At 66.3% G+C, this 12,447-nt stretch carries 14 protein-coding genes, 4 tRNA genes and 1 pseudogene; 9 read left to right on the plus strand and 10 right to left on the minus strand.

Going from position 1 to position 12,447, the window contains the following annotated elements:
• Positions 1-26 precede the first annotated feature (26 nt).
• The 4 genes from ACJH6J_RS15105 (at position 27) to ACJH6J_RS15120 (ending at position 2,658) form a co-directional block, all read left to right on the plus strand.
• Positions 27-392, plus strand: coding sequence for a group 1 truncated hemoglobin (locus ACJH6J_RS15105; RefSeq protein ID WP_406784440.1), 366 nt, complete (start codon positions 27-29; stop codon positions 390-392).
• Positions 393-453: 61 nt separating this feature from the next.
• On the plus strand, positions 454-1,596 hold the full coding sequence (locus tag ACJH6J_RS15110; protein ID WP_212813368.1) for a serine/threonine-protein kinase: 1,143 nt from the start codon (positions 454-456) through the stop codon (positions 1,594-1,596).
• A 64-nt stretch (positions 1,597-1,660) separates the two neighbouring features.
• Entirely contained in the window at positions 1,661-1,999 is a 339-nt protein-coding gene (locus ACJH6J_RS15115) for a helix-turn-helix transcriptional regulator (RefSeq protein ID WP_212813366.1), read from the plus strand.
• Complete coding sequence (locus tag ACJH6J_RS15120) at positions 1,999-2,658, plus strand: cation transporter (RefSeq protein WP_212813364.1); 660 nt, start codon at positions 1,999-2,001, stop codon at positions 2,656-2,658. Before ACJH6J_RS15115 ends, ACJH6J_RS15120 begins: the two co-directional genes overlap by 1 nt.
• Positions 2,659-2,671: 13 nt before the next feature.
• On the opposite strand, the gene ACJH6J_RS15125 is transcribed toward ACJH6J_RS15120, so the two are convergent.
• Genes ACJH6J_RS15125 through ACJH6J_RS15135 form a run of 3 tightly spaced genes read right to left on the minus strand, consistent with a single transcriptional unit; the run spans position 2,672 to position 6,120 of the window.
• A complete protein-coding gene (locus ACJH6J_RS15125; RefSeq protein WP_212813362.1) occupies positions 2,672-4,294 on the minus strand; it encodes an AMP-binding protein in 1,623 nt (540 codons plus the stop codon).
• A 12-nt stretch (positions 4,295-4,306) separates the two neighbouring features.
• Positions 4,307-5,296 carry an SDR family NAD(P)-dependent oxidoreductase gene (locus ACJH6J_RS15130; RefSeq protein ID WP_318987054.1) on the minus strand — a complete coding sequence of 330 codons (990 nt, stop codon included), beginning with the start codon at positions 5,294-5,296 and terminating at the stop codon, positions 4,307-4,309.
• Positions 5,297-5,328: 32 nt separating this feature from the next.
• Positions 5,329-6,120 carry an SDR family oxidoreductase gene (locus ACJH6J_RS15135; protein ID WP_212813360.1) on the minus strand — a complete coding sequence of 264 codons (792 nt, stop codon included), beginning with the start codon at positions 6,118-6,120 and terminating at the stop codon, positions 5,329-5,331.
• Positions 6,121-6,200: 80 nt separating this feature from the next.
• Between ACJH6J_RS15135 and ACJH6J_RS15140 the strand changes: the two genes are divergently transcribed.
• Positions 6,201-6,923 carry a MerR family transcriptional regulator gene (locus tag ACJH6J_RS15140; RefSeq protein WP_212813358.1) on the plus strand — a complete coding sequence of 241 codons (723 nt, stop codon included), beginning with the start codon at positions 6,201-6,203 and terminating at the stop codon, positions 6,921-6,923.
• 101 nt (positions 6,924-7,024) lie between these two features.
• Here ACJH6J_RS15140 and ACJH6J_RS15145 read toward each other — a convergent pair.
• Positions 7,025-7,097, minus strand: a tRNA-Lys gene (locus ACJH6J_RS15145).
• A gap of 164 nt (positions 7,098-7,261) precedes the next feature.
• Between ACJH6J_RS15145 and ACJH6J_RS15150 the strand changes: the two genes are divergently transcribed.
• From ACJH6J_RS15150 to ACJH6J_RS15160, 3 genes are all read left to right on the plus strand, one after another.
• Positions 7,262-7,334: transfer RNA gene (locus ACJH6J_RS15150), tRNA-Glu, on the plus strand.
• 33 nt (positions 7,335-7,367) lie between these two features.
• Positions 7,368-7,444 (plus strand) — tRNA-Asp (locus ACJH6J_RS15155).
• A gap of 25 nt (positions 7,445-7,469) precedes the next feature.
• Positions 7,470-7,546 (plus strand) — tRNA-Phe (locus tag ACJH6J_RS15160).
• A 38-nt stretch (positions 7,547-7,584) separates the two neighbouring features.
• On the opposite strand, the gene xerC is transcribed toward ACJH6J_RS15160, so the two are convergent.
• The 5 genes from xerC to ACJH6J_RS15185 form a co-directional block, all read right to left on the minus strand.
• Positions 7,585-8,739: a tyrosine recombinase XerC gene (gene xerC / locus ACJH6J_RS15165; RefSeq protein WP_406804151.1), complete on the minus strand. Its 1,155-nt coding sequence runs from the start codon at positions 8,737-8,739 to the stop codon at positions 7,585-7,587.
• Positions 8,739-8,975 (minus strand): helix-turn-helix transcriptional regulator, encoded by a 237-nt coding sequence (locus tag ACJH6J_RS15170; protein ID WP_406804152.1) that lies wholly within the window; start codon positions 8,973-8,975, stop codon positions 8,739-8,741. The genes xerC and ACJH6J_RS15170 overlap by 1 nt, the downstream gene beginning before the upstream one ends.
• A gap of 35 nt (positions 8,976-9,010) precedes the next feature.
• The gene (locus ACJH6J_RS15175; protein WP_406804153.1) at positions 9,011-10,333 is read right to left on the minus strand and encodes a cell division protein FtsK; all 1,323 of its coding nucleotides are present in this window, start codon (positions 10,331-10,333) and stop codon (positions 9,011-9,013) included.
• Positions 10,330-10,752 carry a plasmid replication, integration and excision activator gene (locus ACJH6J_RS15180; RefSeq protein ID WP_406804154.1) on the minus strand — a complete coding sequence of 141 codons (423 nt, stop codon included), beginning with the start codon at positions 10,750-10,752 and terminating at the stop codon, positions 10,330-10,332. The genes ACJH6J_RS15175 and ACJH6J_RS15180 overlap by 4 nt, the downstream gene beginning before the upstream one ends.
• A gap of 99 nt (positions 10,753-10,851) precedes the next feature.
• Complete coding sequence (locus tag ACJH6J_RS15185) at positions 10,852-11,631, minus strand: GntR family transcriptional regulator (RefSeq protein WP_302379067.1); 780 nt, start codon at positions 11,629-11,631, stop codon at positions 10,852-10,854.
• Between the two features lie 93 nt (positions 11,632-11,724).
• Between ACJH6J_RS15185 and ACJH6J_RS15190 the strand changes: the two genes are divergently transcribed.
• Positions 11,725-12,153: an NUDIX hydrolase gene (locus ACJH6J_RS15190; RefSeq protein ID WP_302379064.1), complete on the plus strand. Its 429-nt coding sequence runs from the start codon at positions 11,725-11,727 to the stop codon at positions 12,151-12,153.
• A gap of 183 nt (positions 12,154-12,336) precedes the next feature.
• Here ACJH6J_RS15190 and ACJH6J_RS15195 read toward each other — a convergent pair.
• Positions 12,337-12,447, minus strand: a pseudogene (locus ACJH6J_RS15195) (IS481 family transposase); the annotation flags it as partial.

Below are 12,447 nucleotides of genomic sequence, written 5' to 3' on the forward strand. Positions count from 1 at the left end.
CAACACGGCCGGTGTTGGCTCGACGCATGACGAGCATCTATGAACAGATCGGAGGGGCAGAGGCGCTCGAACAGGTGGTGGCGGACTTCTACGAGCGCGTGCTGGCCGACCCGGAACTCGCCGGCTTCTTCGCCGGCGCGAACATGACACGGCTCAAAGGTCGGCAGGTGGAATTCTTCGCCGCGGCATTGGGTGGGCCCGAGCCCTACACGGGCGCATCCATGCGGGACATCCACCGCGGCCGGGGGATCTCCAGGCAGCACTTCAATCTGGTCGCCGCATATCTGAGTGAAAGCCTGGCTGCGGCAGGCGTTCCGGCGCGGACAGTGCAGCGAATCATGGCAGCGATCGCGCCGCTGGCCGACGACATCGCCACCGCAAAGAGCGCCTGAGCGCCCACGGCACCGACTCTGCCTGGGCCCGCGGGGTGGCATCAGGACTAGCGTTGAGGCCATGTCAGTGCCGGGCGTTCTCGCCGACCGCTACCAATTGCGGGGGACGCTGGGCCACGGCGGCATGGCAGAGGTGCGCGACGCCTGGGACACCCAGTTGCAGCGCCCGGTGGCCGTCAAACTGCTGTACGCGCAGTTCAGTAATCAGCCGGACTTCCGGCATCGCTTCCAGGTCGAGGCCCGCGCGGCGGCCGGGCTGAACCATCCGCACGTCGTTGCGGTGCACGACTACGGCGAGCAGGACGGCACCCCGTTCATCGTCATGGAACGGCTGCCGGGACGGACGTTGGCCGACGTGATCGCCGCCGGTCCGCTACCCCAACACGTGGTCCGAGCGGTCCTCGACGGCGTGCTCTCGGCGCTGGCCGCGGCCCACGCGGCAGGCATCCTGCATCGCGACATCAAGCCGGGAAACATCCTGTTGGCCGATTCGGGAGCGGCGAAGATCGCCGATTTCGGCATCGCCAAGAGCGCCGACTCGAACCACACCGTGGCCGGCCAGGTGGTCGGCACGATGGGCTATCTCAGCGCCGAGCGGCTGTCGGGACGGCCCGCGACGGTGGCCGACGACCTCTACGCCGTCGGGGTCGTCGGGTACGAGGCACTCACGGGCCGGCGGCCCTTTCCGCAGGACAACCTCGTCGACCTGGCGCGGGCCGTCACCGAGGGGCATCCGGTGCCACTGCGGGCGTTGCGTCCCGATGCCGACCCGGCGCTGGCGGCCGTCGTCGAACGGGCGATGGCCCGTGACCCGCGGGTGCGCTTCGGCAGTGCCGACGAGATGCGTGCGGCGCTGCACGGTGCTGTGCCCGCCGGTCGTCCCCCGACGCTGGTGCTCGGCCAGCCGCTACCGGACCCGACGACGTCGATGCTGCCGGTCGCCGCACCGCGGCGCCGCTCGCGACTGCTGCTCTGGGGTGCGGCTGCCATCGTGGTACTCGTGACGGTCGTCGCGGTGATCGTCGACGCTGCGTCACGGCCGTCGACGCCGACTCCGGTCGGGACGAGCACGCCAGAGCCGACCCCGACGTCCACGTCGGCCCCGCCGCTGACCTCGACCCCGGTGCCCATCGATGACCGTCCCACGCCCAACGGCCCGGGCAACGGGCACGGCAAAGGCCCGAAGAACAAGCACCGCGACTGAACCGCGATAGCGCGCAGAGTGTACATAGATTTATGGATACAGAATTTCATGTACATTTCAAGACGTGGCAACCGCGCAGCACACCGACGCCCTGTCTCGTTTCGGGCATGCCCTGTCGGATTCGACGCGGGCGCGAATCTTGTTGAGCCTCAACCGGTCTCCCGGGTATCCGTCGGAGCTCGCTGACCAGCTCGGCGTCTCTCGGCAGATCCTCTCCAATCACCTGACATGCCTGCGCGGCTGCGGGCTGGTGGTCGCAGTACCGGAAGGTCGCCGCATGCGATACGAGCTGGCGGACCACCGCATCGGGCGTGCGCTCGACGACCTCATGGGTTTGGTCCTTGCGGTGGACCCCGACTGCGTGTGCGTCGGTGCCGACGGCGAGCCGTGCGGGTGCGCTTGATGACGCTCACCGAGCCCCGTCGCGGGCAGCTGGCGCGACGCATCCGGTGGCTGGTCGCGGCGACCATCTCCTACAACGTCATCGAGGCCGTCGTGGCGCTGTCGGAAGGGGCCCGGGTGTCATCGGCTGCGTTGGTCGGTTTCGGCCTCGACTCGGTGATCGAGGTGTCTTCGGCTGCGGCGGTCGCCTGGCAGTTCGCGGGCGCCGATCCGGAAGCCCGCGAGAAGGCCGCCCTGCGCGTCATCGCGTTCTCGTTCTTCGCGCTGGCCGCCTACGTGACGGCCGACGCGATCCGTGCCCTGCTGGGTTTCGGCGAAGCCCGGCACTCGACTGTCGGCATCGTGCTCGCGGCGGCAAGCCTGATCGTCATGCCGGTGCTGTCGTACGCACAACGACGGGCCGGCCGGGAACTCGGATCGCGTTCGGCGGTGGCTGATTCCAAGCAGACACTGCTGTGCACCTACCTGTCGGCCGTGCTGTTGATCGGTCTCGTGGTCAACAGTGTTCTGGGCTGGTCGTGGGCCGACCCGATCGCGGCGTTGGTGATCGCCGGGATCGCGGTGAGGGAAGGTGTGGGCGCCTTGCGAGGCGATGTGTGCTGTGCGCCGGCCGTCCGCGAGCCCGCCGCAGCACCCGACGGGTGTGGCTGCTCTGACTGAGTCCGACGGGCCCTCAGTCGTTCCGGGCGACCAGATCCCGCTTGAGCACCTTGCCCGTCGGGTTGCGAGGCAGCTCGTCGAGGAACACCACCTCGCGCGGCACCTTGTAGCGGGCCAGGTTGTCCTTGACGAACTGCTTGACCTCATCCTCCGACACCTCGGTCCCCTCGACGGTGACCACGAAGGCGCGCAGGCGTTTTCCGAACTCCTCGTCGTCGACGCCGACGGCGGAGGCCTCCACGATGGCGGGGTGGGTGATCAGCAGTTCCTCGACCTCGACGGGGAACACGTTCTCGCCGCCGGAGACGATCATGTCGTCGTCCCGGCCGTCGATGTAGAGGCGGCCCTTGTCGTCGAAGTGCCCGACGTCGCCGCTGGCCATCAAGCCGTCGATGAACTCTTTGGTGCCGCCACCGGTGTAGCCCTCGAATTGCGTTGCCGCACCGACGAATATCCGGCCTGTTTCAGGGGCAGGCACCTCGTGGCCGTTATCGTCGAAGATCTTGATCCGGCAGCCGAGCATCGGCTTGCCGACAGAAGTGGGTGCCTCGCGGATGTCAGCGGGTGTCGCCATGGTCGCGAGCGCCACTTCCGTTGAGCCGTAGAGGTTGTAGACCACCTCACCGAGCAGGTCTTGCGCCGCGGTTGCGACGGCGGCCGGCAACTGGGAACCGGCGCAGAAGATGGCGCGCAGGCTCGTGGTGTCGTAGCTGCGGACGGTGTTCTCGCCGAGGCCCAGCACCCGCTGCAGCATGATCGGCACGACGCACACTGTGGTGGCTTTGTGCCGCTCGATGTCCGCGACCAGTTGTTCGGCCTCGAACTTGCGCCGCAGCACCAACTTCGAGCCCAGCGCGATCGTCATGATGGCGATCAGCAGGCCCGTGCCGTGGAACAGGGGCGGCCCGATGATGGTGGCTTCACGAGCACGCATCGGCAGCCGCTCCAACAGACCGCCCGGGAGGATGAAGCTGCGCGGCTCGGCGCGCGGTGCGCCCTTGGGTGTGCCGGTCGTGCCGCTCGTCAGCAGGATGATCCGGCCCTGCTTGGCCGGAGCCGGCGGCGCCTTCGGCGACGCGTCGGCCGCGAGGGCGTCGAGATCGTCACTGGCGCTGTCGATATCGGTGACGTACGTGCCGCGCGGGGCCTCGATGTCGGCGACCAGATCGGTGAACTCGACGTCATGCACCAGCAGGTCGACGCCTTCGCGGTTGGCGACCTCTGCGGCCTGGCGGGCCGAGAACGCCGTGTTGAGCCACACCGCGTTGACCCCGGCGCGCGACGCGGCGAACGCCACGATCAGGGGTGCGCGGTGGTTGCGGCAGAGGATGCCGACGGTGGCTCCGGGGGCCAGGCGAGCACGCAATGCGTTGGCAATCCGGTTGACCGCCTGATCGAATTCGGCGTACGTCAGCTCGCCGCGCTCGTCGGCGATCGCCGGATAGGCGCCGTGCCGGATCGCGGCGATGCGCGGTGCGGCGCCGAACGGCCCGTAGGTGTTGAGTGCCGCCAGGACCTGCACCAACCGGTGCGGCAGGTCGACGCCGATGGCGCCGGCCCGCACCAATGCCACGAGGGCGCGGGTTTCGGGACCGGCCCGCCGGGCCGGCTCGGCAAGCAGTGAGTTCAGGTCCATCAGGTTCCTTTTCTATTCAGCCGCAACGGGTTCGGCGGACTCTGCCGGTGCCGCCTGCGCAGCGGCGGACTCACCGAACATCGAGTAGACCTTGTTCCGCACCAGGTCGAACGGACGCGGGCTGAGGGCGTCGGTGAGGGCCGTCAGCTGTCCGGACGGCGGGCTCAGGCGGCGCGGCCGGTGCATGATCGCGTCGCACAGCGTGGCCGCGGCCTGCTCGGGCGTCAGGGTGGGGAAGCGGTCGTACATCTTGGTCGGGGCGATCATCGCGGTCCGCACCAACGGCATGTGCACCGTCGTGAAGGTGATGTTCTCCGACACCGTCTCACCTTGCAACGTGTCGCACAGTCCGTCCAGTGCCGACTTGCTGGCGATGTAGGCGCCGAAGCGCGGCAGCTTGGTCTGCACGCCGATCGAGGACACGTTGATGATGTGCCCGAAGCCGCGCTCGCGCATGCCCGGCGTGAACTTCAGGATCAGCTGGACGGGCGCGAAGTAGTTGAGCTGCATGGTCCGCTGGTAGTCGTGCATGCGGTCGTGGGACAGCTCCAGCGAGCGGCGGATGGACCGGCCGGCGTTGTTGATGAGGATGTCGACGTGACCCAGGTCGGCCAGCACCTGGTCGGCCATGGCGCCGATGGCGTCGAGGTCGCTCAGGTCGCAGGGGTACACGTGCGCGGTGCCGCCGTCGGCGCGGATGTCCTCGGCGACGCGTTCGAGGTTCTCCCGGGTGCGGGCCACCAGCACGACCTCGCCGCCGGCGGCGCCGATGCGGCGGGCGGTGGTCTCGCCGATACCGGCCGAGGCGCCCGTGATCACCACGATCTTCCCCGCGACGGCGTCCTCGAGCGTGTAGCCGGTGAGGGCGTCGACCACGGTCTGCAGGTAGATCGGGCGGGTCTTGATCGGCGTGTTCATGACGCTGGCGAACACGGCGAGCGGCTTGGCGCTGACGGCGGCGACGGGCTTGGTCGCCAGGGCGGTGATGTCGGAGAGGTTCATGGCAGGGGTCCGTTCTTGAGTGGGGTCGGTTTTCAGCCGAGGGCCCGGCGGGCCAGGCGCAGGGCGGGCAGCAGCAGGGCGTGGGGAGTGATCGAGCCTGTGATGGCCATGAGCTTCACGACGGCGCCGGGCACGATCTGGCGGGCGCCGCCCTGCATGCCGTCGACGGCCTGCGTCGCGACGTCGACAGGGGAGACCTGAGCCGGTCGCAGGCTGAACTCGTGTGCCGAGGCGACCTCGGCCCATTCGGTGGGAACCGGTCCGGGGCACAGCGAGGTGAAGGAGACGCCCGTGCCGCGCAGTTCTTCGTGCACGGCTTCGGAGAACGAGTTGACGAACGCCTTGGATGCGCCGTAGGTCGCCATCGACGGCATGGGCTGGAAGGCCACGACGGAGGCGACGTTCAGGACGGCGCCGGCGCCGCGCTCCACCATGCCGGGCAGCACGGCGTGCGTGAGTTCTTGCAGCGCAACAACATTGACCTCGACCTGCTCGCGCTCGCGGTCCATCGGCAGCGTGTGGAAGGCGCCGCTGGTGCCGAAGCCGGCGGAGTTGCAGAGGCCGGCGACCGGCCGGGTGCGCAGTTCCTCGATCAGCGTCTGGCGCTGCGCGGCGTCGGCCAGATCGCACGGCCGCACCGTCACGCCGACGCTGTGGTCGGCGCGCAGCTCGTCGGCGAGGGCGTCGAGGCGGTCCTGCCGGCGCGCGACGAGGAGGAGGTTGTAGCCGCGGGCGGCGAGCACGCGGGCCAGTTCGGTTCCGATTCCGGAGGAGGCGCCAGTGATGACGACCTCGGTGGTGCCATCGGGCTTCGGCAGGGTCATGTGGCTCTCATTTCATAGTGACGTGTGACTGTGCCAGTAACACTGGCACAGTGTGAATGTTGGTGTCTATACTTCGTGGAATGACAGATGTCACAGTCGAGGAATTCACCATCGACGAACTGGCCGCGCGTACCGGCACGACGGTGCGAACCATTCGCTTCTACAACGAGAGCGGCCTGCTGCCGCCGGCCGAGCGGCGTGGCCGGCTCGCGTATTACGGTGCGCCGCACCGCATTCGGCTCGAGTTGATGCAGCAGTTGCAGCAGCACGGCTACACGCTGGCCGCCATCACCAAGGTGCTGGCGCGGCTGCCGGAAGGTGCGACGGCCCACGACCTCGCGGTGCGTGCGGCACTTCTCACACCGTGGAGCCCGGCTGACGACGAGGCCGTCGACCTACGCGAACTCGAACAACGTGCCGGTCTGGCGCTGGACGACCGGGCCCTCGACACGCTCGAAGCGTTGGGGGCGATTCGACGCCTGGATGACGGCCGTTTCAGCGTCCGGCAGTCGGTGCTCGGCGCCGCCATGAACCTGCGCGACACCAACGTGCCGGCCGACGACATCCGGCGCCTGGCCGGCGTCGTCGACAAGCACATCGATGCCCTCGCCAATGAGGTCACGGACGTCGTGTTCAGCCGGATTCGCGAGGCCGAGGACCCCAATGTGTACCTCGGGCGGATCGCCAAGGTGGTGCCGAACCTGCGGCCGCTGGCGGCGCAGATGATGGCCGACCGCTTCACCGCCGCGATCAGTCAGGCGGTGCAGGAACGCGTGGCGGAACTGGAGATTCCGGCGAAGTAGGTCGGCGTTGCAACGCTTTACGTCGAGCGTGGGGGTTGCCGAGGCGACACGCCGGGTGGCTTCCCGAAAAGCCCCACGCTCGGCGTCGGGCGAGGTATTTGTGCCCCCACCAGGGCTCGAACCTGGGACCTGCGGATTAAAAGTCCGTAGCTCTACCGACTGAGCTATAGGGGCGTGGGACACAGGATACTGCGTCCCGTGAGGCCGCCTCCGCGGGTAGGTGGTTGAGCGGCCGTTGGTGGTCTGAAGTGCCGATTTGGGCCGTGGGGCGGTCGTGCCCTAAGCTATCGAAGCTCCCAACGGAAACGTTGAGAGTGCCCCCGAAGAGATTCGGATTGGCCCCCATCGTTTAGTGGCCTAGGACGCCGCCCTTTCACGGCGGTAGCACGGGTTCGAATCCCGTTGGGGGTACGCAACGCGAAAGCGAAGCAACGCAGTATGTAAGGCCCTGTGGCGCAGTTGGTTAGCGCGCCGCCCTGTCACGGCGGAGGTCGCGGGTTCGAGTCCCGTCAGGGTCGCCAGAACGGCGAGGCAACTTGCCCTTCCGGCCAGGTAGCTCAGTTGGTACGAGCGTCCGCCTGAAAAGCGGAAGGTCGCCGGTTCGATCCCGGCCCTGGCCACCATTCTTCACCTGCATCGACACGGGTCTTGCACTCGGTTGTCAGTTGGATTCGTCCGGTTCTTGTCCGGTCTTCGATGTGTGAATCTCGGTCGTGTGAAGCTGATCGAGGTTCGTTGCGACCTGATCCAGCTCGTCGGAATAGAGGTCGCTGTAGATGTTCGCGGTCACGGTTGGCGTGGAGTGGCCCATGGTCTTCTGGACATATCTGAGGTCGGCGCCGGATTTGCGGGCCAGGCTGGCGTAGGTGTGGCGTAGATCATGGATGGTCAGCGGCGCCAGGTCGGTCTTCTTGAGGGCTTTGTTCCAGTGGGTGTGGCGACGCCAGTTGTTGGAGCGCAGCATCGCGCCATTGGGTGAGGTGACGGCGGGCTCGTCGGGCTGCCGACCGGTGATGCGTCCCTTGAAGATGTCGACGACGACCTGGGGGAGCGGGACGGTTCGGATGCCGGCTCGGGTCTTGGGCGGGCCGATGACGATGCGGCCTTCGACTTCCGGTGCGGCCCGTCGGACATAGAGCCGACGAGCAGTCAGGTCGATGTCCTTGACCCGTAGGCCGACGAGTTCGGACCAGCGCAGGCCGGTGTAGGCCAGGATGGTCACGACATCGCCCTGGTCCCCGCAGGCCGTCGCGAGCCTCTGGACCTCCTGAGCGGTCAGGTATCGGTGCCGCTCCCGCTCGGGAATGCGGCCCGCGGAGACGCCGAGGGCGGGGTTGCGGTGGATGCGGCCGTCCTGGTGTGCGACGTCGAGAATCGACCGCAGGAGGCGCAGCGTGGAAACCTTTGCCCACGGGCCAACTGTCAAGCCGTCAACGAACGCCTGGACGTCGGCGCGGGTGATCTCATCGACGGGCACGTGACCAAAGCGGGGTTCGATGCGCAATTCCCAGTGCTGGGTGTAGCCGCTCCAGGTCTTGGGCGACACCGCCGGCTTCTTGGAGTCGGAGAACTGCGTCCAGATCCTGCTGAGGGGCGTCCGGCCCAGGCGAGGATCGAACCGCCGTGCTCCCAGCGCGGCTTCATTGTCACGCTCGGACTTGAAGGCCTTCGCCTCGCGCAGCGTCGGGAAGGTCGCGGACGTTTCCACCCAGCCCGACGGCGCGTCCGGGTCGCGGATCAGGTAGCGGACTTGATAGCGGGGCTCCCCGGCGGCGTTCAGCCGTTTGCGGATGCCGCGCGGAGTGTTGCCGGCCATTACCGGCGCACCTGCTTGAGCCAAGATCGGACTTCGGCTGCATCCCAGCGACGGACCCGCCCTGACAGGGTGTAGCAGGGCGGTCCGATCTGCTCGCCGGTCGTTTCGCGGAGCGCTGCCCAGCGATTGAGCGTCGCGGCGGAGACGCCGAGCAGTGCTGACACCTGATCCGCGGTCAGCAGCTCAGGAAAGCCACCGGTGGACACGAGCGTATCCCGGAGACCGTGAATCACCATGACATCACCTCGCTGCTCGGATTACGTCGGACCCGCTATTCACTGCGCTGCCCTCCTGCGGTCTTTGATCTTCCGTATTGCCTTGCAGTGGAGCGGATCTGGTCATCAGACCAGTAGTCGGATCGGACCTTGGTCGTATGTCCGTCCTCGGCGATGATGTAGCCGGTGCCGGGTCTGTCGGGGCTAATTCGGTGTGCTGGCGCTTTCTCGGCCATGCCGTCACCGAGGACCATCGTGACTTCCTCACGGGATCGCAGTCGAAGCGCAATGGTCTGGGTAAACAGGCCCCGCATCGGCAAGGTCTCCTTGCGAGGGTCTTGCAGGAACGCGGCGACTACGATGCCCAGTGCTCGACCCTTGGTAAGAATCCGTGACAACGAGGCGGCGGCTTCCTTTCGAAGGGCTGGGTCACTCATGTAGGCGGTCAGCCCGGCCAGCTCGTCGATCAGCAGCACGACCAGCGGTGAGGCCTTGGTTGGACGGTGCTCGCGGGTGAGACTGGCCATCTCGTTGCCGCGCTTGTCCATCAGCATCTCTAGCCCTGCAAGGGTTGCCACGGCGTCGGCCTCGGTGGTGGCGATCTTAGTGAATAACCCTGCACCGATTGATAATTCGATGCCGTACTTCAGGTCGATTCCGATGAGATGAACTACTCCTGCGGCGACGGACGGACCAAGCCCGCAGGCGATGTCCCAGAAGACGGAACCTTTGCCTGCACCCGAGCAGCCCACTGTGAGGGTGTGTCGTCCGCGTAGGGGGAGGATCCAATCGGAACCGTCTTCGCGCCGTCCGAGTGTCACCCGTGTTGTTGTCACTGCCGTTGGCGGCGCTGCGTGACGTACCGTCGACAACTGCTCCCGCTTGACCAGCTCGATGCGCAGCGTCCCCGGCGATACGACAACCGCCCGCGCCGAATGTGCGCCGTTAGCATCACGGATCGCAGGGACTGCGCGCTCCAGGTCTTCCACGGTTTGTCCCATCCTCGCCCGCGCCGTGAGCCGCAGGGTGGTCTGAGACACCTCTGTTCCCAACAGCTTTGGATGAAACCAGCGGGTCGACGTGACATGCCGGCCTTCTTTGTCGCGACGCGTGACCTGCTCCGAGGTGGACAAGCCGCAACGCCTACAGAGCCTGCGCCAGGAGATGTACGCCCACAGTCGCCAGCTCAGCAGTCTGGCCGGTGTTGCGAACCGTTCGTCGAACGTCTCGGGTGAGTGCAGTCGCCAGGAGGCGAGTGCAACGCTGGCGAGTGCCACGATGATCGCCACCCACAGGCCGAGAGTGGCGAGGAAATTCATGACGTGGTCGAGCCGAAACGGGGTGTCAGGATCGAGCTGCGCGTACGGATCGGGATTCATGCCGACTCCCGGCTCGTCGCTGCGTTCGTGGTCGGCTTGCCCGGTGCTCTCATGTCGGAGGCTCGAAACGACCAAGCGATCCGGGAGAAGTCACCCGATTTCTCAACGTATGGCAGCGCCATGAGCCCGTCGAAAACCACTGGGGTAAAGGGTGTTCCGCTGGAATTGGCGGGCGCAGAGGGCTGCGTCGGTGAGGCAAACTTGACCGTGACCGTTCGGCTGCGCTTCGGTGCAGCCGGGTCGCCGTCGAGCACTTCGACTTGCCACATCGGCAAGCCGGTATCACGATCCCGCGCCTGAACGCGGTTCTCGCCCGAGGACTTCTCGAAGTCGATCATGGGCGTCACCTCGGATACGAGGAACGCGCCGAGGGAGAACACCTGGGCATGGCCGATCTGGAGCCATTTCGGGATGGACATTGCCGAGCCTTTCGAGAGATTGGACTAGATGACTACTCAACCTAGTCGTCTAGAGGAGTAAGTCAAGCGTTCTGGCGCACTTGGTGGTTTTGCGACGTTTCAGCGCGCGGAGAAGTCGTATTCCAGCAGGTAGGCCGATGCCACCTTCACCGTGTCGCACACCTCGACAGCCACGTCGTTGGTGTCATAGGCCGTGCGGACCACAGTGAGAACAGGTGCACCGGCGGGAAGTTGCAACTCGCGGCGTTCTTCGGGGGTGGGCATTCGGGCGCCGACCTCTTCGGTGAATCTCGCGAGGCTGTGGCCAGCTTCTTCGAGACGCGCATATATGCCGCCCGGTCCGGTGTCGGTCTGTTCGATCTTGGTTCCCTTGGCGAACGCGGCCGGAATGTAGGAGGTGGCGGTTTCGACCGGTTTACCATCGGCGAGGTAGCGCCGTGAACGAACCACGACTTCCTCGTCAGCATTCAGTCGAAGACGTTCGGCAACAACAGAATCCGGCCTCTCGCGGGTCACGGTGATGTTGTCAACCTGAGGCGTGTAACCGGACTTCTCCGCTTCGACGGTGAATGCGGCTTTGCCGCTGGCGCGATGTTGCCGCGCGAAGCGATCGGATGCGAGCCGTCGAATTGGGGGAGCGGGCCGCACGAACACGCCGCGGCCGTGCTCGGAGATCACCAGGCCTTCGGCGCGCAGTTCTTGTACTGCCTGGCGCACAGTCATCCGGGCGACCCCGAAATGCTCGATCAGCTCGGCCTCTGAGGGGACACGTCCACCAGCCTCTAGCTGGCCAGAGATGATGGACTCACGCAACATGCTGGCGATCTGCCGGTATGGCGGCTTATCGTCCGCCCGGTCGATCTGGCCAAGTTGCAGCACCTGAGAGCCTTCCCATACATGTCTAGGCGACTAGTCTAGGGAAAGGACACGTCCCCTGTCACTAACGGAGTCGGCCGCAGAGGAGTCTTGCGCATGGCAGCCACACCAAAACATTCGGTCAGCGTGGCCGGCATTGTGGTCCGCGACGATGGCCGGGTCCTCGTCATCAAGCGTGACGACAATGGCCACTGGGAGGCTCCGGGCGGTGTGCTCGAACTCGATGAATCTTTTGAAGCCGGCGTTCGGCGTGAGGTGCTGGAAGAGACCGGACTTGAGGTCACGGTGGAGAGGCTGACCGGCGTCTACAAGAACATGACTCACGGAATCGTCGCGCTCGTGTACCGCTGTCGGCCAACGGCGGGCGAGCCGCACGCGACCGAGGAAGCTCGTGAAATCCACTGGATGACAAAGGAAGAAGTGCAGTCAGTGATGGTTCCGGCGTTTGGCGTGCGTGTGCTGGATGCGTTTGAAGAGTTGCCGCAGTCGCGGGCGCATGACGGGGTCGATCTCCTTACCCGGTGAACTCTGCCTGTTTGCCTGCCCGTCAGGGAATCAGTAGCATCAGCCGCTGCACGCCTAGCGATCTCGAACAGGGTGCGTCGATGCGATCGTGCCTATCGCTGGTAGCGAGGCGATCCAGTTTCGCCGGCCAGATGCGAGTATCAGGAAGCAGACACTGCAGTAGTAGAGGTCGCGGGTGAAGCCCTAGTTGTACTGACCTGAGAGGTTAGGCACGCGACTGGCGGGTGGGTGGCCTCCGAGTGCGGTGTGGCCGCGGTGGTGATTGTAGGTGTGGAGCCAGCGTGGGTATTCGGC

The sequence above is a fragment of the Mycobacterium sp. SMC-18 genome (assembly GCF_045310895.1).
Lineage (GTDB): Bacteria > Actinomycetota > Actinomycetes > Mycobacteriales > Mycobacteriaceae > Mycobacterium.

Bases quoted from the DNA above. Each gene is read 5' to 3' on its own strand.
- ACJH6J_RS15105 (WP_406784440.1), top strand. From the start codon at position 27: ATGACGAGCATCTATGAACAGATCGGAGGGGCAGAGGCGCTCGAACAG.
- ACJH6J_RS15110 (WP_212813368.1), top strand. From the start codon at position 454: ATGTCAGTGCCGGGCGTTCTCGCCGACCGCTACCAATTGCGGGGGACG.
- ACJH6J_RS15120 (WP_212813364.1), top strand. From the start codon at position 1,999: ATGACGCTCACCGAGCCCCGTCGCGGGCAGCTGGCGCGACGCATCCGG.
- ACJH6J_RS15125 (WP_212813362.1), bottom strand. From the start codon at position 4,294: ATGGACCTGAACTCACTGCTTGCCGAGCCGGCCCGGCGGGCCGGTCCC.
- ACJH6J_RS15130 (WP_318987054.1), bottom strand. From the start codon at position 5,296: ATGAACCTCTCCGACATCACCGCCCTGGCGACCAAGCCCGTCGCCGCC.
- ACJH6J_RS15135 (WP_212813360.1), bottom strand. From the start codon at position 6,120: ATGACCCTGCCGAAGCCCGATGGCACCACCGAGGTCGTCATCACTGGC.
- ACJH6J_RS15140 (WP_212813358.1), top strand. From the start codon at position 6,201: ATGACAGATGTCACAGTCGAGGAATTCACCATCGACGAACTGGCCGCG.
- xerC (WP_406804151.1), bottom strand. From the start codon at position 8,739: ATGGCCGGCAACACTCCGCGCGGCATCCGCAAACGGCTGAACGCCGCC.
- ACJH6J_RS15170 (WP_406804152.1), bottom strand. From the start codon at position 8,975: ATGGTGATTCACGGTCTCCGGGATACGCTCGTGTCCACCGGTGGCTTT.
- ACJH6J_RS15175 (WP_406804153.1), bottom strand. From the start codon at position 10,333: ATGAATCCCGATCCGTACGCGCAGCTCGATCCTGACACCCCGTTTCGG.
- ACJH6J_RS15180 (WP_406804154.1), bottom strand. From the start codon at position 10,752: ATGTCCATCCCGAAATGGCTCCAGATCGGCCATGCCCAGGTGTTCTCC.
- ACJH6J_RS15190 (WP_302379064.1), top strand. From the start codon at position 11,725: ATGGCAGCCACACCAAAACATTCGGTCAGCGTGGCCGGCATTGTGGTC.